17 protein-coding genes are annotated in these 15,628 nt (G+C 51.3%); 13 read left to right on the top strand and 4 right to left on the bottom strand.

Annotated features, from left to right (window positions below; all coding sequences use genetic code 11):
- Positions 1–31 precede the first annotated feature (31 nt).
- On the bottom strand, positions 32–313 hold the full coding sequence (gene rpsT, locus DEALDRAFT_RS04615; protein WP_008515339.1) for a 30S ribosomal protein S20: 282 nt from the start codon (positions 311–313) through the stop codon (positions 32–34).
- A gap of 140 nt (positions 314–453) precedes the next feature.
- Here rpsT and DEALDRAFT_RS04610 point away from each other — a divergent pair, with 140 nt between their 5' ends.
- The 13 genes from DEALDRAFT_RS04610 (at position 454) to mtaB (ending at position 14,264) form a co-directional block, all read left to right on the top strand.
- Entirely contained in the window at positions 454–780 is a 327-nt protein-coding gene (locus DEALDRAFT_RS04610; RefSeq protein WP_008515337.1) for a phage holin family protein, read from the top strand.
- Positions 781–853: 73 nt separating this feature from the next.
- Positions 854–1,849, top strand: a complete 996-nt coding sequence (gene gpr / locus DEALDRAFT_RS04605; RefSeq protein WP_008515335.1) for a GPR endopeptidase — start codon at positions 854–856, stop codon at positions 1,847–1,849.
- Positions 1,850–2,141: 292 nt separating this feature from the next.
- The gene (gene spoIIP / locus DEALDRAFT_RS04600; protein WP_008515333.1) at positions 2,142–3,212 is read left to right on the top strand and encodes a stage II sporulation protein P; all 1,071 of its coding nucleotides are present in this window, start codon (positions 2,142–2,144) and stop codon (positions 3,210–3,212) included.
- A gap of 66 nt (positions 3,213–3,278) precedes the next feature.
- Complete coding sequence (locus tag DEALDRAFT_RS04595) at positions 3,279–3,488, top strand: hypothetical protein (protein WP_008515332.1); 210 nt, start codon at positions 3,279–3,281, stop codon at positions 3,486–3,488.
- Between the two features lie 139 nt (positions 3,489–3,627).
- Positions 3,628–5,424: a translation elongation factor 4 gene (gene lepA / locus DEALDRAFT_RS04590; protein WP_008515330.1), complete on the top strand. Its 1,797-nt coding sequence runs from the start codon at positions 3,628–3,630 to the stop codon at positions 5,422–5,424.
- A 1-nt stretch (position 5,425) separates the two neighbouring features.
- Positions 5,426–6,568: a radical SAM family heme chaperone HemW gene (gene hemW, locus DEALDRAFT_RS04585; RefSeq protein ID WP_040378465.1), complete on the top strand. Its 1,143-nt coding sequence runs from the start codon at positions 5,426–5,428 to the stop codon at positions 6,566–6,568.
- Positions 6,569–6,655: 87 nt separating this feature from the next.
- Entirely contained in the window at positions 6,656–7,684 is a 1,029-nt protein-coding gene (gene hrcA, locus DEALDRAFT_RS04580) for a heat-inducible transcriptional repressor HrcA (protein ID WP_008515327.1), read from the top strand.
- Positions 7,685–7,712: 28 nt separating this feature from the next.
- Positions 7,713–8,249 carry a nucleotide exchange factor GrpE gene (gene grpE, locus DEALDRAFT_RS04575; RefSeq protein WP_008515325.1) on the top strand — a complete coding sequence of 179 codons (537 nt, stop codon included), beginning with the start codon at positions 7,713–7,715 and terminating at the stop codon, positions 8,247–8,249.
- 49 nt (positions 8,250–8,298) lie between these two features.
- A complete protein-coding gene (gene dnaK / locus DEALDRAFT_RS04570; protein ID WP_008515323.1) occupies positions 8,299–10,137 on the top strand; it encodes a molecular chaperone DnaK in 1,839 nt (612 codons plus the stop codon).
- A gap of 15 nt (positions 10,138–10,152) precedes the next feature.
- On the top strand, positions 10,153–11,289 hold the full coding sequence (gene dnaJ, locus DEALDRAFT_RS04565; RefSeq protein WP_008515321.1) for a molecular chaperone DnaJ: 1,137 nt from the start codon (positions 10,153–10,155) through the stop codon (positions 11,287–11,289).
- Position 11,290: 1 nt separating this feature from the next.
- Entirely contained in the window at positions 11,291–12,232 is a 942-nt protein-coding gene (gene prmA / locus DEALDRAFT_RS04560) for a 50S ribosomal protein L11 methyltransferase (RefSeq protein WP_008515318.1), read from the top strand.
- Positions 12,229–12,969 (top strand): RsmE family RNA methyltransferase, encoded by a 741-nt coding sequence (locus tag DEALDRAFT_RS04555; RefSeq protein WP_008515317.1) that lies wholly within the window; start codon positions 12,229–12,231, stop codon positions 12,967–12,969. Before prmA ends, DEALDRAFT_RS04555 begins: the two co-directional genes overlap by 4 nt.
- The gene (mtaB, locus tag DEALDRAFT_RS04550; protein ID WP_008515315.1) at positions 12,969–14,264 is read left to right on the top strand and encodes a tRNA (N(6)-L-threonylcarbamoyladenosine(37)-C(2))-methylthiotransferase MtaB; all 1,296 of its coding nucleotides are present in this window, start codon (positions 12,969–12,971) and stop codon (positions 14,262–14,264) included. The genes DEALDRAFT_RS04555 and mtaB overlap by 1 nt, the downstream gene beginning before the upstream one ends.
- 48 nt (positions 14,265–14,312) lie before the next feature.
- Here mtaB and DEALDRAFT_RS04545 read toward each other — a convergent pair whose 3' ends face one another.
- From DEALDRAFT_RS04545 to DEALDRAFT_RS04535, 3 genes are all read right to left on the bottom strand, one after another.
- Positions 14,313–14,435 carry a cyclic lactone autoinducer peptide gene (locus DEALDRAFT_RS04545; protein WP_008515314.1) on the bottom strand — a complete coding sequence of 41 codons (123 nt, stop codon included), beginning with the start codon at positions 14,433–14,435 and terminating at the stop codon, positions 14,313–14,315.
- A gap of 92 nt (positions 14,436–14,527) precedes the next feature.
- Positions 14,528–15,124: an accessory gene regulator ArgB-like protein gene (locus tag DEALDRAFT_RS04540; protein WP_008515313.1), complete on the bottom strand. Its 597-nt coding sequence runs from the start codon at positions 15,122–15,124 to the stop codon at positions 14,528–14,530.
- Between the two features lie 22 nt (positions 15,125–15,146).
- The gene (locus DEALDRAFT_RS04535; protein WP_008515312.1) at positions 15,147–15,602 is read right to left on the bottom strand and encodes a hypothetical protein; all 456 of its coding nucleotides are present in this window, start codon (positions 15,600–15,602) and stop codon (positions 15,147–15,149) included.
- Between the last annotated feature and the right edge of the window lie 26 nt (positions 15,603–15,628).

Here is a 15,628-nt window from a genome sequence, read left to right as displayed (position 1 = left end):
CGGATTGTCCGGGCTCTCTGTAATAGGTAGATTACTCAGCTGCTACTTGAGCTTGAGCTTTGTTTAAGCGCTTTGCCAGACGGGATTTCTTCCGTGCAGCGGCGTTTTTGTGCACGACCCCTTTGCTGACAGCTTTATCGATGTTTTTTACGGCAGCTTGCAATTTATCACTGGCTGTATTCAGGTCACCCTGATCCAGTGTGTCGCCGAAACGGCGTACGGCAGTTTTAACCGAACTTTTCACATGTCGGTTGCGCGCCGTCCGTCTCGCGGTTACTCTCATGCGTTTTAAGGCCTGTTTTGTGTTGGGCATGCGTTCACCTCCTTCATCTTGCTTGAGGACACAACAATTTTACCATGTGTTTCTTGAAAATGCAACTAAAAGTGCAAATGTATAGTGAAAAGCCGTTTGGTTAAGCTATTAGCAGCAAATTTAACACTGGAGGTGAGAACATGATTGGTTTAATTGTTCGCTTTATTGTCTCCGCAATTGTGCTGATGCTGGTTAGTTTCCTTCTGCCCGGCTTTGCCACCCTGGGATTTGGGGCAGCGCTGGCGGCGGCTGTGGTGATTGCCGTTTTGGGGTTTGTGGTGGAGAGTGTGTTTGGCAAAAAAATCTCTCCTCATAACCGGGGCATTATCGGTTTTGTCGTTTCCGCCATTGTGATTTATCTGTCTCAGTTTGTGGTCCCCGGTATGAGCGTAACCATCATCGGTGCTGCCCTGGCCGCTTTGGTCATTGGCATCATAGATGCTTTTGTGCCCACGGAACTGAGGTAAAAAGTAAATTAGCAAATTTCCCGGGCAGAGAAACGTTTTCCTGCCCGGGAAATTTTTAAGGAGGAGCAGCGCCATGACCGCAATTAATATAAAACGTCGTAATATCCGCACCGATCTGGCCATTGAAGCCCGTGAAATGCTGATGGGCGAGGTGCAGGAAGAAATCCCCGGTGTGCAGACACAAACTGAGGATATTGGTGAAATGACTGTAACCAGGGTTCATATCACCACCCCCGATGCGGAAGAGAAAATGGGAAAAAAGCAGGGTCGTTATATTACTTTGGAAGCGCCGGGACTGCGGCAAAAAAATACTGAGCTGCAGGATACGGTTTCCCGCCAGTTTACCCAGGAATTGTTGTCTATGCTGGATTTGGGGCCGGAGCAAACAGTTTTGGTGGTGGGACTGGGTAACTGGAATGTGACTCCGGATGCGCTGGGTCCCAGAGTGGTTAAAGATTTGCTGGTAACCCGCCATATCCTGGAGCTGCAGCCGGAAACGCTGGGCGAGGGTTTTCGCCCGGTGGGAGCCATAGCTCCCGGTGTTCTGGGCATAACCGGAGTAGAAACCAGTGAAATTATCCAGGGCCTGGTGGAGAAAGTAAAGCCCGATGCCCTGATTGCCGTGGATGCCCTGGCAGCCCGGAACTTAAGCCGCTTGCATACCACGGTACAGATTGCCGATACCGGAATAACCCCCGGCTCCGGTGTGGGTAATAAACGGATGGGTATCTCGCAAGAAACCATCGGAATTCCGGTAATTGCGGTGGGCATTCCCACAGTGGTGGATGCCGTTACCATTGCCGATGACCTCACCGATCACATGATGGAGGCCATTATGCAGGAGGCGGGCAAGGATTCGCCCATCTACCCGGTTATCCAAAGCATTGCCGAGGGAGATAAACGGGCTGTGATGCAAGAAGTGCTGGAGCCCTACGGCGGCCGCCTGATGGTTACTCCCAAGGAAATCGATACGCTGGTGGAGGATATAGCCAGGTTGCTGGCTGGGGGTATCAACGCCGCCATGCATCCGGCCATCCGCAGTGAAGAAACAGGTAAATATCTGCACTAAAAACGCAAAGGGCCAAAACGCCCTTTGCGTTTTCTTTAGCACTGCCAGGAAATTTTAACGCTTCGCAGATAGCGAAGCTGCTAAGGTAGGCAGTAGTGAAAAGCGCGCGCTGAGGAACCCGAAAGAGCGCGCCTTTCTTGCCAGGCATATTCTTTGATCTGGAACATATACTTTATTGTATTTCCAACAAATGGCTGACAAATTTCAGGCATAAGCTTTGCCTGTTAACATACCATTATATATAGGGGTTTAAATTTATTAAACAGCCAGCAGGAAAAGGGAGGGAGTTCCCGTGGCCAGAAGTGTCTTTTTCAGAGTCCGCGGCAGAAAACGGAGTAAACAAAAACAGTATAAGTTCAAAAAAGTGATTTTTCTATTACTGGCCATACTATTTGTACTAGCCGGTGTGCGGTATTTTTCCCAGCCCGTAGCGGTGCCTGCCATGGCAACTGTAGTTGCTGAAGAGGAAGAAATCACAGGTTCTTTGCCACAGGCGCTTTATTTGCATATGTTAGCCCAGGTTATTCCCGGTTTTGAGCCGGCGCCGCCTCAGAAAAACGAAGGTGAGTCCGGTGCTGTGGTGGAGGAGAAGAAGACAACCCGGCTCAGTGACTTAAGCGACCCCAAAAACCTGATTTCTTCACAGATTCCTTTCATGGTGGATGCAGAGCTGGAAAAACAGCCTCAGGTTAATAATGTGCCCATGAGGCAAAATGACCCAGAAGAAGAGGAGACGCCCAGAATCGTTATTCCTCTCAGGCAGACATTGAGCGGTGAGGGCAAAGTAATCATCTATCATGTCCATACCACGGAATCTTTTGTTCCTACCTCCGGAAAGACCTTCACAGATGACCTGACAAAGACCGTTGCCCAGTTGGGCAGCGAATTGGGTGACTTGCTGCGCTCCCAGTATAATATTCCAGTCATACATAATGATAAAATCCATGACATCCCCCGCACCGGATCATATGAAAGGGCGCTGCCAACCATCAAAGATTTGTTGGAGCAGAATCCCGATGCCGATTTAGTTATAGACCTGCATCGGGACGGAGTGGCCAGAAATGTAACTACCACAGAGATTGACGGGCAATCGGTGGGCAGGATACTTTTTGTGGTGGGTTCACGCCATCCCGAATGGCAGGAAAACAACAGAAAAGCGCAGTTTTTGCATAAACAACTGGAGGAAATGGTACCCGGCATTTCCCGGGGCGTAAGGGAGCGCCCGCTGGTATACAACCAACACGTTCATCCCGGTTCCCTGTTAATAGAAGTGGGAGGACACGAGAACTCGCTGGAGGAAGCACGGCGTGCCTTGCCGTACCTGGCCCGTGCCCTGGCGGAACTATATAACTCCGGCAACTGATAACTGCATAAAGCCTACCTCATCACGGGATAATAACCGTTAATGAAGATGCAGGGAGGAATAATTATGAAAAAGCAAACGGTATTTTCCGTCTTGCTTATTTTTTTGTTTGCAGCTCTGCTGTTTACCGCCGGGCTGTATATTACCGAAAGGGGCCTGCAGGAAGTCAGCGGCAGGCAGGAAACTCCGGGAGCTTTGCACCTTAAGCGCGGTGAAGATGATTCCTGGGTACTGATTTTTGCCGGCCGAACCTGGCAGCTGCCCTTGGGTCAATAAAAGTCCTGCTTGCATTGCCGCAAATCTTCCCGGTCACATTTTCTTGTCTACGTTAGCCTCTGATGATATAATTAAAACTTAATGGATCACTCAAAGATAGCGATTTATATCTGCTTGGGAGACCGACAGGAGGATGACAATGCAGCGAAGCCATATTCGTAATTTTAGTATTATTGCCCATATTGACCATGGCAAATCCACTCTGGCCGACAGGCTACTGGAATATACCGGCGCTCTGACACAGCGGGAGATGGCTGATCAGGTTCTGGACCAAATGGATCTGGAGCGGGAGCGGGGAATAACCATTAAACTGCAGGCGGTACGATTACGTTACCAGGCCAAGGACGGTCAGGAGTATACCTTAAACCTTATTGATACTCCCGGCCATGTGGATTTTACCTATGAGGTTTCCCGCAGTTTGGCGGCCTGTGAAGGAGCGCTGTTGGTGGTGGATGCAGCGCAGGGGATTGAGGCCCAGACTTTGGCCAACGTCTACCTGGCCCTGGAGAATGACCTGGAAATTATCCCGGTTATTAATAAAATTGACTTACCCAGTGCCGATGTGGAAAAAGTAAAACGGGAACTGGAAGATGTTATCGGAATTCCCGGGGATGAAGCGGTGCTGGTATCGGCCAAGGCCGGTATGGGCATCGAAGACGTGCTGGAAGCGGTGGTCCAACAGATTCCTCCGCCCACCGTAGAAGAGGATGAGCCGCTGCGCGCGTTGATTTTCGATTCCCATTATGACTCTTATCGTGGGGCGGTGGCCTATATCCGCGTGATGGAAGGCCGGATTAAAGACCGGATGAAAATTAAGATGATGGCCAACGACAAAGTCTTTGAAGTATCGGAAATAGGTACATTCCAGCCCCAAATGACCAAAGCATCCGCTTTGGCCGCCGGCGAGGTGGGGTATCTTGTGGCAGGAGTAAAAAATGTTAAAGACACTCAGGTGGGCGATACCATAACTTCCGCCGACCGGCCTGCAGAAGCCCCTCTGCCCGGCTACCGGCGTGCAAACCCCATGGTGTATTGCGGGTTGTATCCGGTGGACAGCGGTGAATACGAAGATCTGCGGGATGCCCTGGACAAGTTGAACTTAAACGATGCGGCGCTGAAGTACGAACCGGAAACCTCCGAAGCGCTGGGCTTTGGCTTTCGCTGCGGGTTTTTGGGACTTTTGCACATGGAAATTATCCAGGAGCGGTTGGAGCGGGAATATAAACTGTCCCTGATTACCACCGCACCAAACGTGGTTTACCAGGTGAATATGCACACCGGGGAGACCTTAAGCATTGATAATCCGGCAAGGATGCCTAAGAACCAGGATATCGCTTTCATTGAGGAGCCCTACGTTTCCGCCCGGGTTATTGTCCCCAGCGAATATGTGGGCGCTGTGATGGAGCTCTGCCAGGAAAAGCGGGGCAACTTTATGAATATGGAGTATCTGGATACCAGCCGCGTCCTGTTAACGTATGAGTTACCCCTCTCAGAAATTGTTTTTGACTTCTTTGACTTATTAAAATCCCGCACCCGCGGCTACGCTTCCTTTGATTATGAGCTTCTTGGTTATCGCCAGTCCAAACTGGTTAAAGTGGATGTGCTGATTAACGGCGAAACGGTGGATGCCCTGTCTTTTATTGCCCATGAGGACCGGGCTTATCAGCGGGGACGGGAATTAACCGGCAAACTGCGGGAAATTATCCCCAAGCAGATGTTTGAGGTGCCCATCCAGGCCGCCATCGGCAACAAAATCATTGCCCGGGAAAGTATCCGGGCCATGCGCAAAAATGTTTTGGATAAATGTTACGGCGGCGATATCAGCCGTAAGCGTAAGCTGCTGGAGAAACAGAAAGCAGGGAAGAAGCGCATGAAACAGGTGGGGAATGTGGAAATTCCCCAGGAAGCATTTATGGCTGTGCTGGGCATCGAATAAGATGAGAACTTCTGTTTACCTGCACATTCCCTTTTGTCCGGCCAAATGCCACTACTGTGATTTTCTGTCCTTTTCCGTCACCGGCAGTGCTTTGTCCGTCCACCGGTATCTGCAGCTGTTGGAGAAGGAAATGGCGCTTCGGGGCGCTGAATTAAAAGCCGGCGGACATGTGGTTGAAACCCTTTATATCGGCGGCGGAACACCCACCGTTCTGGAGGAGGCTCAATTAGAATATCTGCTGCTTGCCTGCCGCAGGCACCTGCCGCTAAATGATGCGGAATGGACGGTGGAGGCCAATCCCGGAACCATTACAGCTCAGAAGGCAAAGCTGTTGGCATCCTACGGGGTTAACCGGATTAGCCTGGGGATTCAGGACATAAATGATTGCAGGCTCGCCCTGCTTGGGCGCACCCATACCGCAGCCCAGGCCAGGCAGGCCTTTTTCCTTTGCCGGGAGCACTTTCCCACTGTTTCGGTGGATATCATGACCGGCCTGCCGAAGCAGTCCGCAGAAGATGTGGAAGAGGCGGTGAGCGAAGTCTGCCGCTGGCAGCCGGACCATATTTCCCTCTACGGTCTGAAAGTGGAAGAAGGGACGGAGCTGGCCAGCCTGGTGGAAAAGGGGAAAGTGGAGCTTCCTGCCGAGGAAGATGTGCTGTCCATGATGCTTGCCGGAAAAGACCGCTTGCTGTCTCACGGCTATGAACACTATGAGATTGCCAACTTTGCCCGGCCCGGAAAAGTGTGCCGGCACAATCTTACCTACTGGCAGAACCGGCCTTATCTGGGCCTGGGGCTTGGCGCACACTCCTTTTGGCAGGATAAACGGTTCCATAATACTGTCCATTGGCAGGGGTACCGGCAAGGCCTGGAGCAGAATAGCCTGCCGCTGCAGGAGGAGACCTTTGTCACCAGGCGGCAGATGATGGAGGATACCATGATGCTGGGACTGCGCCTTATGCAGGGAGTTTACTTTGCCGAATTTCAGGCTCGTTTTGCCTGTGATTTGCGCCAGGTATTTGCCAAAGAAATTGCCCTCTTAAAAAAGCAGGGATTGATTGTCTGCGATGCAGAGCGCATTTATCTTTCATCCTCCGGTTATCCCCTGGCAAACATTGTTTTTGCCCAGTTCCTTACTGTCTGAACCTTGACAAACCTCCGCCGGAAATGGTATTTTTTATATAGCTTTAGCACTCACCTAAAGAGAGTGCTAAACTAAGGGGGAAAACAAATGGCTGGTTTGAACGAGCGAAAACAAAGAATTCTCCATGCCGTTGTAACCGACTACATTCAAACAGCAGAGCCGGTGGGTTCCAGATCCATTTCCAGACGCCACCAAATGGATCTGTCTGCGGCCACCATCCGCAATGAGATGGCTGATCTGGAAGAGCTGGGTTATTTAACGCAGCCGCATACATCTGCAGGACGCATTCCGTCGCAGCAGGGGTATCGTTTTTATGTTGACGCCCTGATGGATGCCGCACAGCTGGCCAAAGAAGAGCATGAATATCTTAGCGGTGTGTTTACCCAGCTGGAAAAAATGCGTGAAATCGACCAAATCATTCAGCAAACGGCCAAAGTGCTGTCGGTTATGACCTGTTACACCTCTCTGGTGATGGGCCCTCAGTTTCGGCGCAGCGCCTTTAAGCAGATGCGACTTATTCCCCTGGATGAACAACGGGCCTTGGTGGTATTACTTACCGATACCGGATATATTAAGAACAAAGTTATCGACTTGCCTCAGGCTTTAAGCAGTGATGAACTGGTACGGATTGTTAACTATCTTAATGAACAATTGGCGGGACAAACCATCTCGTCCTTATCTGCTACACGGTTAAAGAAGCTGCGCAGCGACCTGTATGCCCGCATTGAACTGTTGGACCACATGCTGCATTTGCTGGAGGACTGTTCTGCTGAAGGAGAAAGCCGTGTTTTTCTCGGCGGCACATCCAACATTCTCAATCAGCCGGAGTTTAAAGATATGGAGAAGGTACGGCACCTGCTCACGCTGTTTGAACAGGGCGAGCGGCTGTCATTTATCCTGGAGACATCTCTGGGAGGGGTCTCCATCCGTATCGGCACAGAAAACGCCATCACCGAGATTAGCGACTGCAGCCTGGTGACCGCCACCTATCATCTGCATGAACGGCCGGTGGGTACCATCGGCGTTTTGGGACCCACACGCATGGAATATTCCAAGGTGATAACCATCATTGAGCATATCGCAGGCCGCTTAAACGGAGTGCTTGATACTCTTTGATGGGAAGATATAAGTGAGGTGAAAGGAATTGAGTGAAGAGGAGCGCAAAGAGTGGGAGGAGGAAGCAGAGCAGCCCCGGGAAAACGGGGATGCCGATGATACTCCACAAGAAGAAGCCAAGCCGCAAACCGAGGATTTAAAAAAACTGCAGGAAGAAAACGCACAATTGTTTTCCCGCTTGCAGCGTTTGCAGGCCGACTTTGACAATTACCGTAAACGGGTAAAAGCAGAGAAGCAGGAGTTGACCCGACAGGCCGTCTGTGACCTGGTACGGGAGCTTTTGCCTGTCATTGACAATCTGGAGCGGGCCAAAGAGGCCAAAGGCTCTGAAGAAGCGTTGGCCGCCGGAGTTGATCTGGTCTACAAGCAGTTTATGTCTGTTTTGGAGAAGCAGGGCCTAAGTGGCATTGAGGCCTGCGGAAACGAGTTTGACCCTAACTGCCACCATGCTGTTATGCAGGTGGAGTGTGACCTGCCGGAAAATGAAGTGGCCGAAGAGCTGCAAAAAGGGTACCGGTTGCACGATAAAGTTTTACGCCCCAGTATGGTAAAAGTGGCAAAATAGCCAGTAAAAAAATACAATAGAATTTGACAGTCGGGAGGTTATACTTACAATGGGTAAAGTTATTGGCATTGATTTAGGAACAACAAATTCAGTAGTAGCAGTTATGGAAGGTGGCGAACCGGAGGTTATCGCCAACGCCGAAGGCGACCGGATAACCCCGTCGGTTGTGGCTTTCAGCAAGACCGGTGAACGGTTGGTGGGCCAGGTGGCCAAACGGCAGGCCATCACCAATCCGGACAAAACCATCATGTCCATTAAGCGCCATATGGGTACCAACCATAAGGTGAAAATTGACGATAAGGAATACACACCGCAGGAAATTTCCGCCATGGTGCTGCAGAAGCTAAAAGCCGATGCGGAAGCCTATCTGGGTGAGGGCGTAGATAAGGCGGTTATCACTGTTCCTGCGTATTTCAGTGATTCCCAGCGTCAGGCCACCAAAGATGCGGGTAAAATCGCCGGCCTGGAAGTACTGCGTATCATCAACGAGCCCACCGCCGCAGCCTTGGCCTACGGTATGGACAAAGAAGATGAAGACCAGACCATTCTGGTATTTGATTTGGGCGGCGGTACTTTTGACGTTTCCATCCTGGAGTTGGGAGACGGCGTCTTTGAAGTAAAAGCCACCAGCGGAAACAATCGCCTGGGTGGTGATGATTTTGATGAAAAAGTAATAGACTATTTAGCAGAGCAGTTTAAAAAGGATGAGGGGGTGGATCTGCGCAACGACCGCATGGCGCTGCAACGCTTAAAAGAAGCGGCGGAAAAAGCCAAAATCGAGCTCTCCAGCGTAACCACCACCAACATTAACCTGCCCTTTATTACAGCCACCGCCGAAGGACCCAAGCATTTGGATATCAATCTGACCCGGGCCAAATTTGATGAGCTGACCAGCGATTTGGTGGAGGCCACCATGGGGCCCACCCGCCGAGCTATGCAGGATGCGGGCCTGAAGCCGGAAAACATTGACCGCGTTATCTTAGTGGGTGGTTCTACCCGTATTCCGGCGGTGCAGGAAGGCATTAAAAAGCTCACCGGCAAAGACCCCCATAAAGGCGTAAACCCGGATGAGGTGGTGTCTCTGGGTGCGGCAATCCAGGCCGGTGTATTGGCCGGAGAAGTTAAAGATGTACTGCTTTTGGATGTAACACCCTTGTCTTTGGGTATTGAAACCCTGGGCGGCGTGTTTACCAAAATCATTGAGCGCAACACCACCATTCCCACCTCTAAAAAGCAGACTTTCTCCACCGCAGCGGATAACCAGTCTCAGGTTGATATTCATGTGCTGCAGGGCGAGCGTCAGATGGCCGCGGACAATAAGACCCTGGGCCGTTTCATTCTGGACGGCATTCCCCCCGCACCACGCGGCGTACCGCAAATCGAGGTTTCCTTTGACATTGATGCCAACGGCATTGTAAACGTATCTGCCAAGGATTTGGGCACCGGTAAGGAACAGAAGATTTCCATCACCGCCTCCAGCGGACTCAGTGATGATGATATTGACAACATGGTGAAAAACGCCGAACAGTTTGCCGAAGAAGACCAGAAACGCAAGGAGCTGGCGGAGGCCAGAAACGAAGCGGATTCCCTGGCGTACTCCACGGAGAAAATGCTTAAAGACTTAGGGGATAAAGTGGAGACAGACAAGAAATCAGAAATTGAGGCGGCCATTGGCAAGCTGCGTGAAGTGGCGGGCCAGGAAGATGCTGCAGCCATTAAAAGCGAGATTGAAAACCTGACCAAGTATCTGCACGAACTGTCCTCTCAGATGTACCAACAGCAGGAGGACCAGGGTGGCGAACAGGCCGCCGACGGTGGTGACCAGGGAGACACGGTGGATGCAGAATACGAAGTGGTGGATGAGGAAGAAAAGAACAACGATAAGTAAGGAATGGGAGAGCAAATGGCCAAACGTGATTATTACGAAGTTCTGGGCGTATCCAAAGATGCGTCCGCTGAAGAGATAAAAAAGGCGTACCGGAGGCTGGCAAGAAAATACCATCCGGACGTCAACCCCGACGATAAGAGTGCGGAGGAAAAATTTAAAGAAGTCAAAGACGCTTTCGATGTGCTCAGTGACTCCAATCGCCGGGCCCAGTATGATCAGTTCGGCCATGCTGCTGAAGAAGGTGGTTTTGGTGCCGGCGGCTTTGGCGGCCAGGGCGGTTTCCAGGGATTTGGCGGGTTTGAAGATATCTTTGACACATTCTTTGGCGGCGCACAGCGTGGCGGTCGGAGAAACGGCCCGCAGCGCGGCAATGATCTGCGCTACGATATGGAAATCACCCTGGAGGAGGCGGCCTTTGGCCTGGAAACAACGGTGGACATTCCCCGCAGCGAAACCTGTGAAACCTGCAGCGGTAGCGGGGCCAAACCGGGTACTCAGCCGGAGACCTGTGCCCATTGTAACGGTACAGGGCAGGAGCAGGTTATGCGCAATACGGCCTTTGGGCGCTTTGTCAGCGTAAAGCCCTGTGATGTCTGCCGCGGCGAAGGTAAAATCATTAAAGAGCGCTGCCCCGATTGCCACGGCAACGGCCAGGTACGGCGCGAACGTAAAATTGAAGTTAAAATACCCGGCGGTGTGGATACCGGTTCGCGTCTCCGGGTGTCCGGTGAGGGCGAGGCCGGCTTACGCGGCGGCCCTCCCGGTGATTTATATATTGTCCTCCATGTCCGTCCCCATGAAGTGTTCAAGCGTGAGGGCAATGACATTATTGTGGAGATGCCCATCTCCTTTGCCCAGGCTACCCTGGGCACCGAACTGGAAGTGCCCACCTTAGACGGCAAGGCACGGGTCAAAGTGCCTGAGGGGACACAACCGGGCACACTCTTTAGGCTGCGCGGCAAAGGAATTCCCCATCTGCGCGGCTACGGCCGTGGTGATCAGCATGTCCGCGTAGCGGTTAAGATTCCCAAGAAACTTTCGGGTAAGCAAAAAGAACTGGTGCGCCAGTATGCGGAGTTGGCCGGCGAAGAAGTTTTGCCGCAGGATAAAGGGATCATCAATAAGATGAAAGACGCGCTGGGAGGCAAATAAATTGCACTGGCTGGAAGTTATGGTCATTACCGGTCGCCAAAGTGCCGAGGCAGTGTCGGAGAAGCTTATGGACCTGGGAGCAGGCGGTGTGGCGGTGGAAGACCAGTGGGACTGGGAAACCGTCAAAAAAGCCGGCCTGGGTGATTATTTCCCCCCTGCCGCCGATGCCGGACATGATAATATGATAACCATAAGGGGGTATTTCCCCCTTTCTTTTTTAGGCAGTAAAAAGGAAACGGAGCTGGTGTCTTTCCTGGACGGACTGCCGGGCTTCGGTTTGGCCCCGGCCCAAGTGATGTTCCGGGAAGTAGACGAGGCCGACTGGGAGCAAGCCTGGAAGCAGTACTGGCAGCCCACGCCCATCGGAGAGAAGCTGGTAATTATGCCGGCCTGGCTTAACGAAAACCCCTGGCCACAGCGGAAGGTGCTGCGCCTGGATCCCGGGGCGGCTTTTGGTACCGGCACCCATGAAACCACCCGGCTTTGTCTGGAGATTCTGGAGAAAGTAGCCACTGAAGACACCACCATGCTGGACTTGGGCTGTGGCTCAGGAATTCTGGCTTTGGCGGCACGGCTATTGGGCATTAAGGACGTTATGGGCGTAGATGTGGATGAAGCTGCCATTCGCGCCAGCCTGGAAAATGCCAAAAGAAATGACATGGAAGATGTGCCTTTTATCCACGCCGATCTGTTTGCTGAAGAAGCCTGGAAGGAACTGCGCGCCGCCGATGTGGTGACCGCCAATTTAACAGCCGATGCCCTGCTGGCCATTACGGGGCGGATCCGCCATGTGCTGCGCCCCGGCGGTCTCCTCATTGCTTCAGGCATTGTCCATGACCGGGCCCGGGAGGTTTATGAAGCGTATCAGAGGGAAGGCTATGAGATACACCAAACCCGAAGTGCCGGTGAATGGCAGGCGCTTCTTTTGGAGTTGAAGGTATGAGCCGGTTCTTTTATGGCCCCGGACAAGTACACGGGGATGAAGTTATTCTCACAGATGACGACGCGCACCACCTGCTGCGGGTCCTGCGGGCGTCCGTGGGGCAGGAGGTTGAGTTGTGCGATGACAAGGGAAGCTGTCGCCGGGCCGTTATTGCCGGTGTGGACCATGGTGAAGTGCGCTGCCGCCTGGGCCATGAACTGCCGGACAGTGAGGCCGTCATCCGCTTTTACCTGGCCTTTGGCGTCCTAAAAGGGGAAAAGACCGAATTTATCCTGCAAAAAGCCACCGAACTGGGGGCAGCAGGATTTTTCCCGTTTACCAGCGAACGTAGTGTTGTACGGCCGGACAAAAAGGCCGAAAAAATCCAAAAGCGCTGGCAAAAAATTATCCACGGAGCAGCGGCCCAGTCGCGCCGGGCAATAATTCCCCAACTTAACCCTCCCTGTAAGTGGCCAGATGTGCTGGATTTGAGCAAAACATTTGACAAAGTAGTATTTTTTTGGGAAAGTGAAGAGGACAGGCCTTTGGCAAAATCCCTGGAAGGATGCAGCCGCGGTGACCGGGTGCTCTTAATAACCGGCCCTGAAGGCGGCTTTAGCGCAAAAGAAGCGGCCGCTTTGGGCAAGCTGGGCATTGAACCGGTTACACTGGGGCCGCGCATCCTAAGGGCAGAGACGGCGGCGGTGGTAGCCACTGCTGTTGCCCTGTACCAAGTGGGGGAACTGGGAGGTAAATAATGGCGAATGCTGCTTTTTATACACTGGGCTGCAAAGTAAATCAGACCGAAACCGCCGCATTACAAAATCTGTTTGGCGAAGCGGGCTATGAAACGGTTCCTTTTGAAGAGACTGCAGATGTCTATGTTATTAATACCTGCACCGTCACCCACCTCAGTGACCGTAAGTCACGGCAGATGATTCGCCGGGCCCGCCGCACCAATCCCGACGCGGTGATTGTGGTTACCGGCTGTTACGCCCAGGTGTCTGCCGACGATATAATGGAAATCCCGGAGGTGGATCTGGTTATCGGGACCCATTCCCGCCACCGGCTTCCTGAGCTGGTACAGGAAGCAAAAAAAGGCCGCCTTAACTGTGTGGCGCCCTGGGAGGAAAAACAGGGATTTGAAGCAATGCCCGCCAGCCAAAGCGGAGAGCGCACCCGCGCCTTTCTTAAAGTGCAGGAAGGGTGCCGCCAGTTCTGTTCCTACTGTATTGTCCCCTACGCCCGGGGACCGCTGCATAGCCGTCCTCCTGAGGATGCCGCCGCCGAAGCGGAGCGTTTGGCAGAACAGGGCTTTTCGGAAATGGTCCTTTCCGGAGTACATCTGGGTTCCTACGGCGAAGATTTGCCCGGTGAGCTGGCCCTAAGTGATTTAATCCGGGAGCTGGTGACCATTGAAAAAATCCGGCGCATCCGTATCTCTTCCATTGAGCCTACGGAAATCACACCGGATTTAATAGAGGTACTCCTGGACTATCCTAAGGTCTGCCGCCATTTACATATCCCCTTACAAAGCGGCGATGATCATGTGCTGCGCCGCATGAACCGCAAATATGATTCCGCTGAGTTTTTGCAGTTGATTCGCTGGTTGCGGGCACAGATTCCTGAAATGGCCATCACCACCGATGTGATGGTGGGCTTTCCCGGAGAAACTGATTCGCAGTTTGAGCGGACGCTGGAAGTGGTGCGCAAATGCGGTTTCAGCCGGATCCATGTTTTTAAATATTCACCACGCAGCGGTACCCCCGCCGCTAAATTTGACGAGCAGATTTCTCCCCAGGTCAAGGAAGAACGCAGCCGGCGCCTCATTGATCTGGGTGAAGAGCTGGCCGGCACCTTTCGCCGCCGCTTTATCGGCGAGACGGTGGAGGTTTTGTTTGAGGAAAGTGCCGGAGAAGGGCAGATTACCGGCCTCACAGAACACTACGTCCGGGTCACAGCAGAAGCTCCCCAGGCTATGCTGGGCCAGATTGTAAAGGTGGATATCTTGTCGGAGCTAAAAGATGGCCTGCTAGGAAAGGTATCAAAATAACTTTAGCATGAATAAAGCCGCCATTTTTTGGCGGCTTTACTACATTAACTACTTTTTCAGTGCTTCCGGCAGTTCCGGTTGATAAAGAGTTGCCGTGCAGGCAGAAGCTGCTCCACTTAGGGCGACCAACGTCAAAATGCTAGACAAAAGGATGAGGATTCTTTTTTTCATGATAAAACCTCCTGTGATGTTTTCGCAGTCATTCCATATAAAGAGCAAAAAACCCTTCTTTTGTCGAAATGTTACATTGTTCGACAGTGCTGTCAGCGTGAGAAAATAGGGTTAATTTTTTTGATGAAGCTAAAGCCTGCAGGCGTTAATAAAAATGCTTGCCAAAGTATACCAAGGCTTCCTGCGTAAATTATCCATACCGGCAACTTTGCCAGGGCAACGGTTGCAGTCCAAATACATAAGCATATAATACTCAGAGTGCGTAATGCCGTTCGTTGTCTTTGATTATTAATAGGTTTTTCCGGCACATCGGCAGGAGCATAGAAATATGTAATAACCAGAGCAATTAAGGGCGGAAACAGTGTGAGAAGCAATTGGTACTGTAGGCTGACAGGTATCCTTATACTCAGAAAAGCAAGGACTATTACTGATGTAGTACCCACTACCACGCAACCCAATGACGAAATACAGTGAGCACCTCCACTAAGTTTCCGATAAATCATAATTACAAACAATATTACCATTGCTTCATAAAACAGATTCAGCAGTAATGAAGTAATAATGACGGCCAAAATTCCTTGTAATGTGGAAGCAATAGTTTCGACCCCATAGCGGATTATGTCTCTTTGAGATTCATTTAAATTTAATTCATTAGAAAGATAAATTAAAAATAATTCAATTAATTTCATAGAGCTACAATGCCTCACTCGCTTAACGGAGATGGAATTTTCGTAAACGATAGCCAATGCCAAAAATTATCAAAAGCATCAGCAGATTAGGAAGTGATGCTGCGATGCGCAGCCAGGGACTGGCCAGGATCTCTGCAACGGAAAGGTCCAGGATATTCATAAACAGTGGGAGAAAAATATTTTCTCCCAGTGCCAGGAAAACAAAGGCAGAAAAAACAGCTGCAACAGCTTTAATTAAAGTTATTTTAAACTGATAAAACAAAAATCCTGCCAGAATCAGCAAAAGTACAATGGAATGTAAACCTGGAGGAAACGGGAGCTGTCGAACTACAAAGGCAGTTATGGCATATAGTACAGCGATGAGCAAAATAGGCTTCAGCCTGGGGCGTGTGCCCACTACAGTGAGGCCCACCGCACTTAAAAGCATAGCTTCCGGCATGGCGACAAAAATCAATGTTACAAAGGGCATAATATCCATGTTGTCAACGTCCTTTCAGGCTGTCA

Origin of the sequence: Dethiobacter alkaliphilus AHT 1, assembly GCF_000174415.1 — a bacterium.
Classification (GTDB): Bacteria; Bacillota; Dethiobacteria; order Dethiobacterales; family Dethiobacteraceae; genus Dethiobacter; species Dethiobacter alkaliphilus.
The sequence above is the reverse complement of the archived record's forward strand: the minus strand, read 5'-3'. Positions and strand labels throughout refer to the sequence as shown.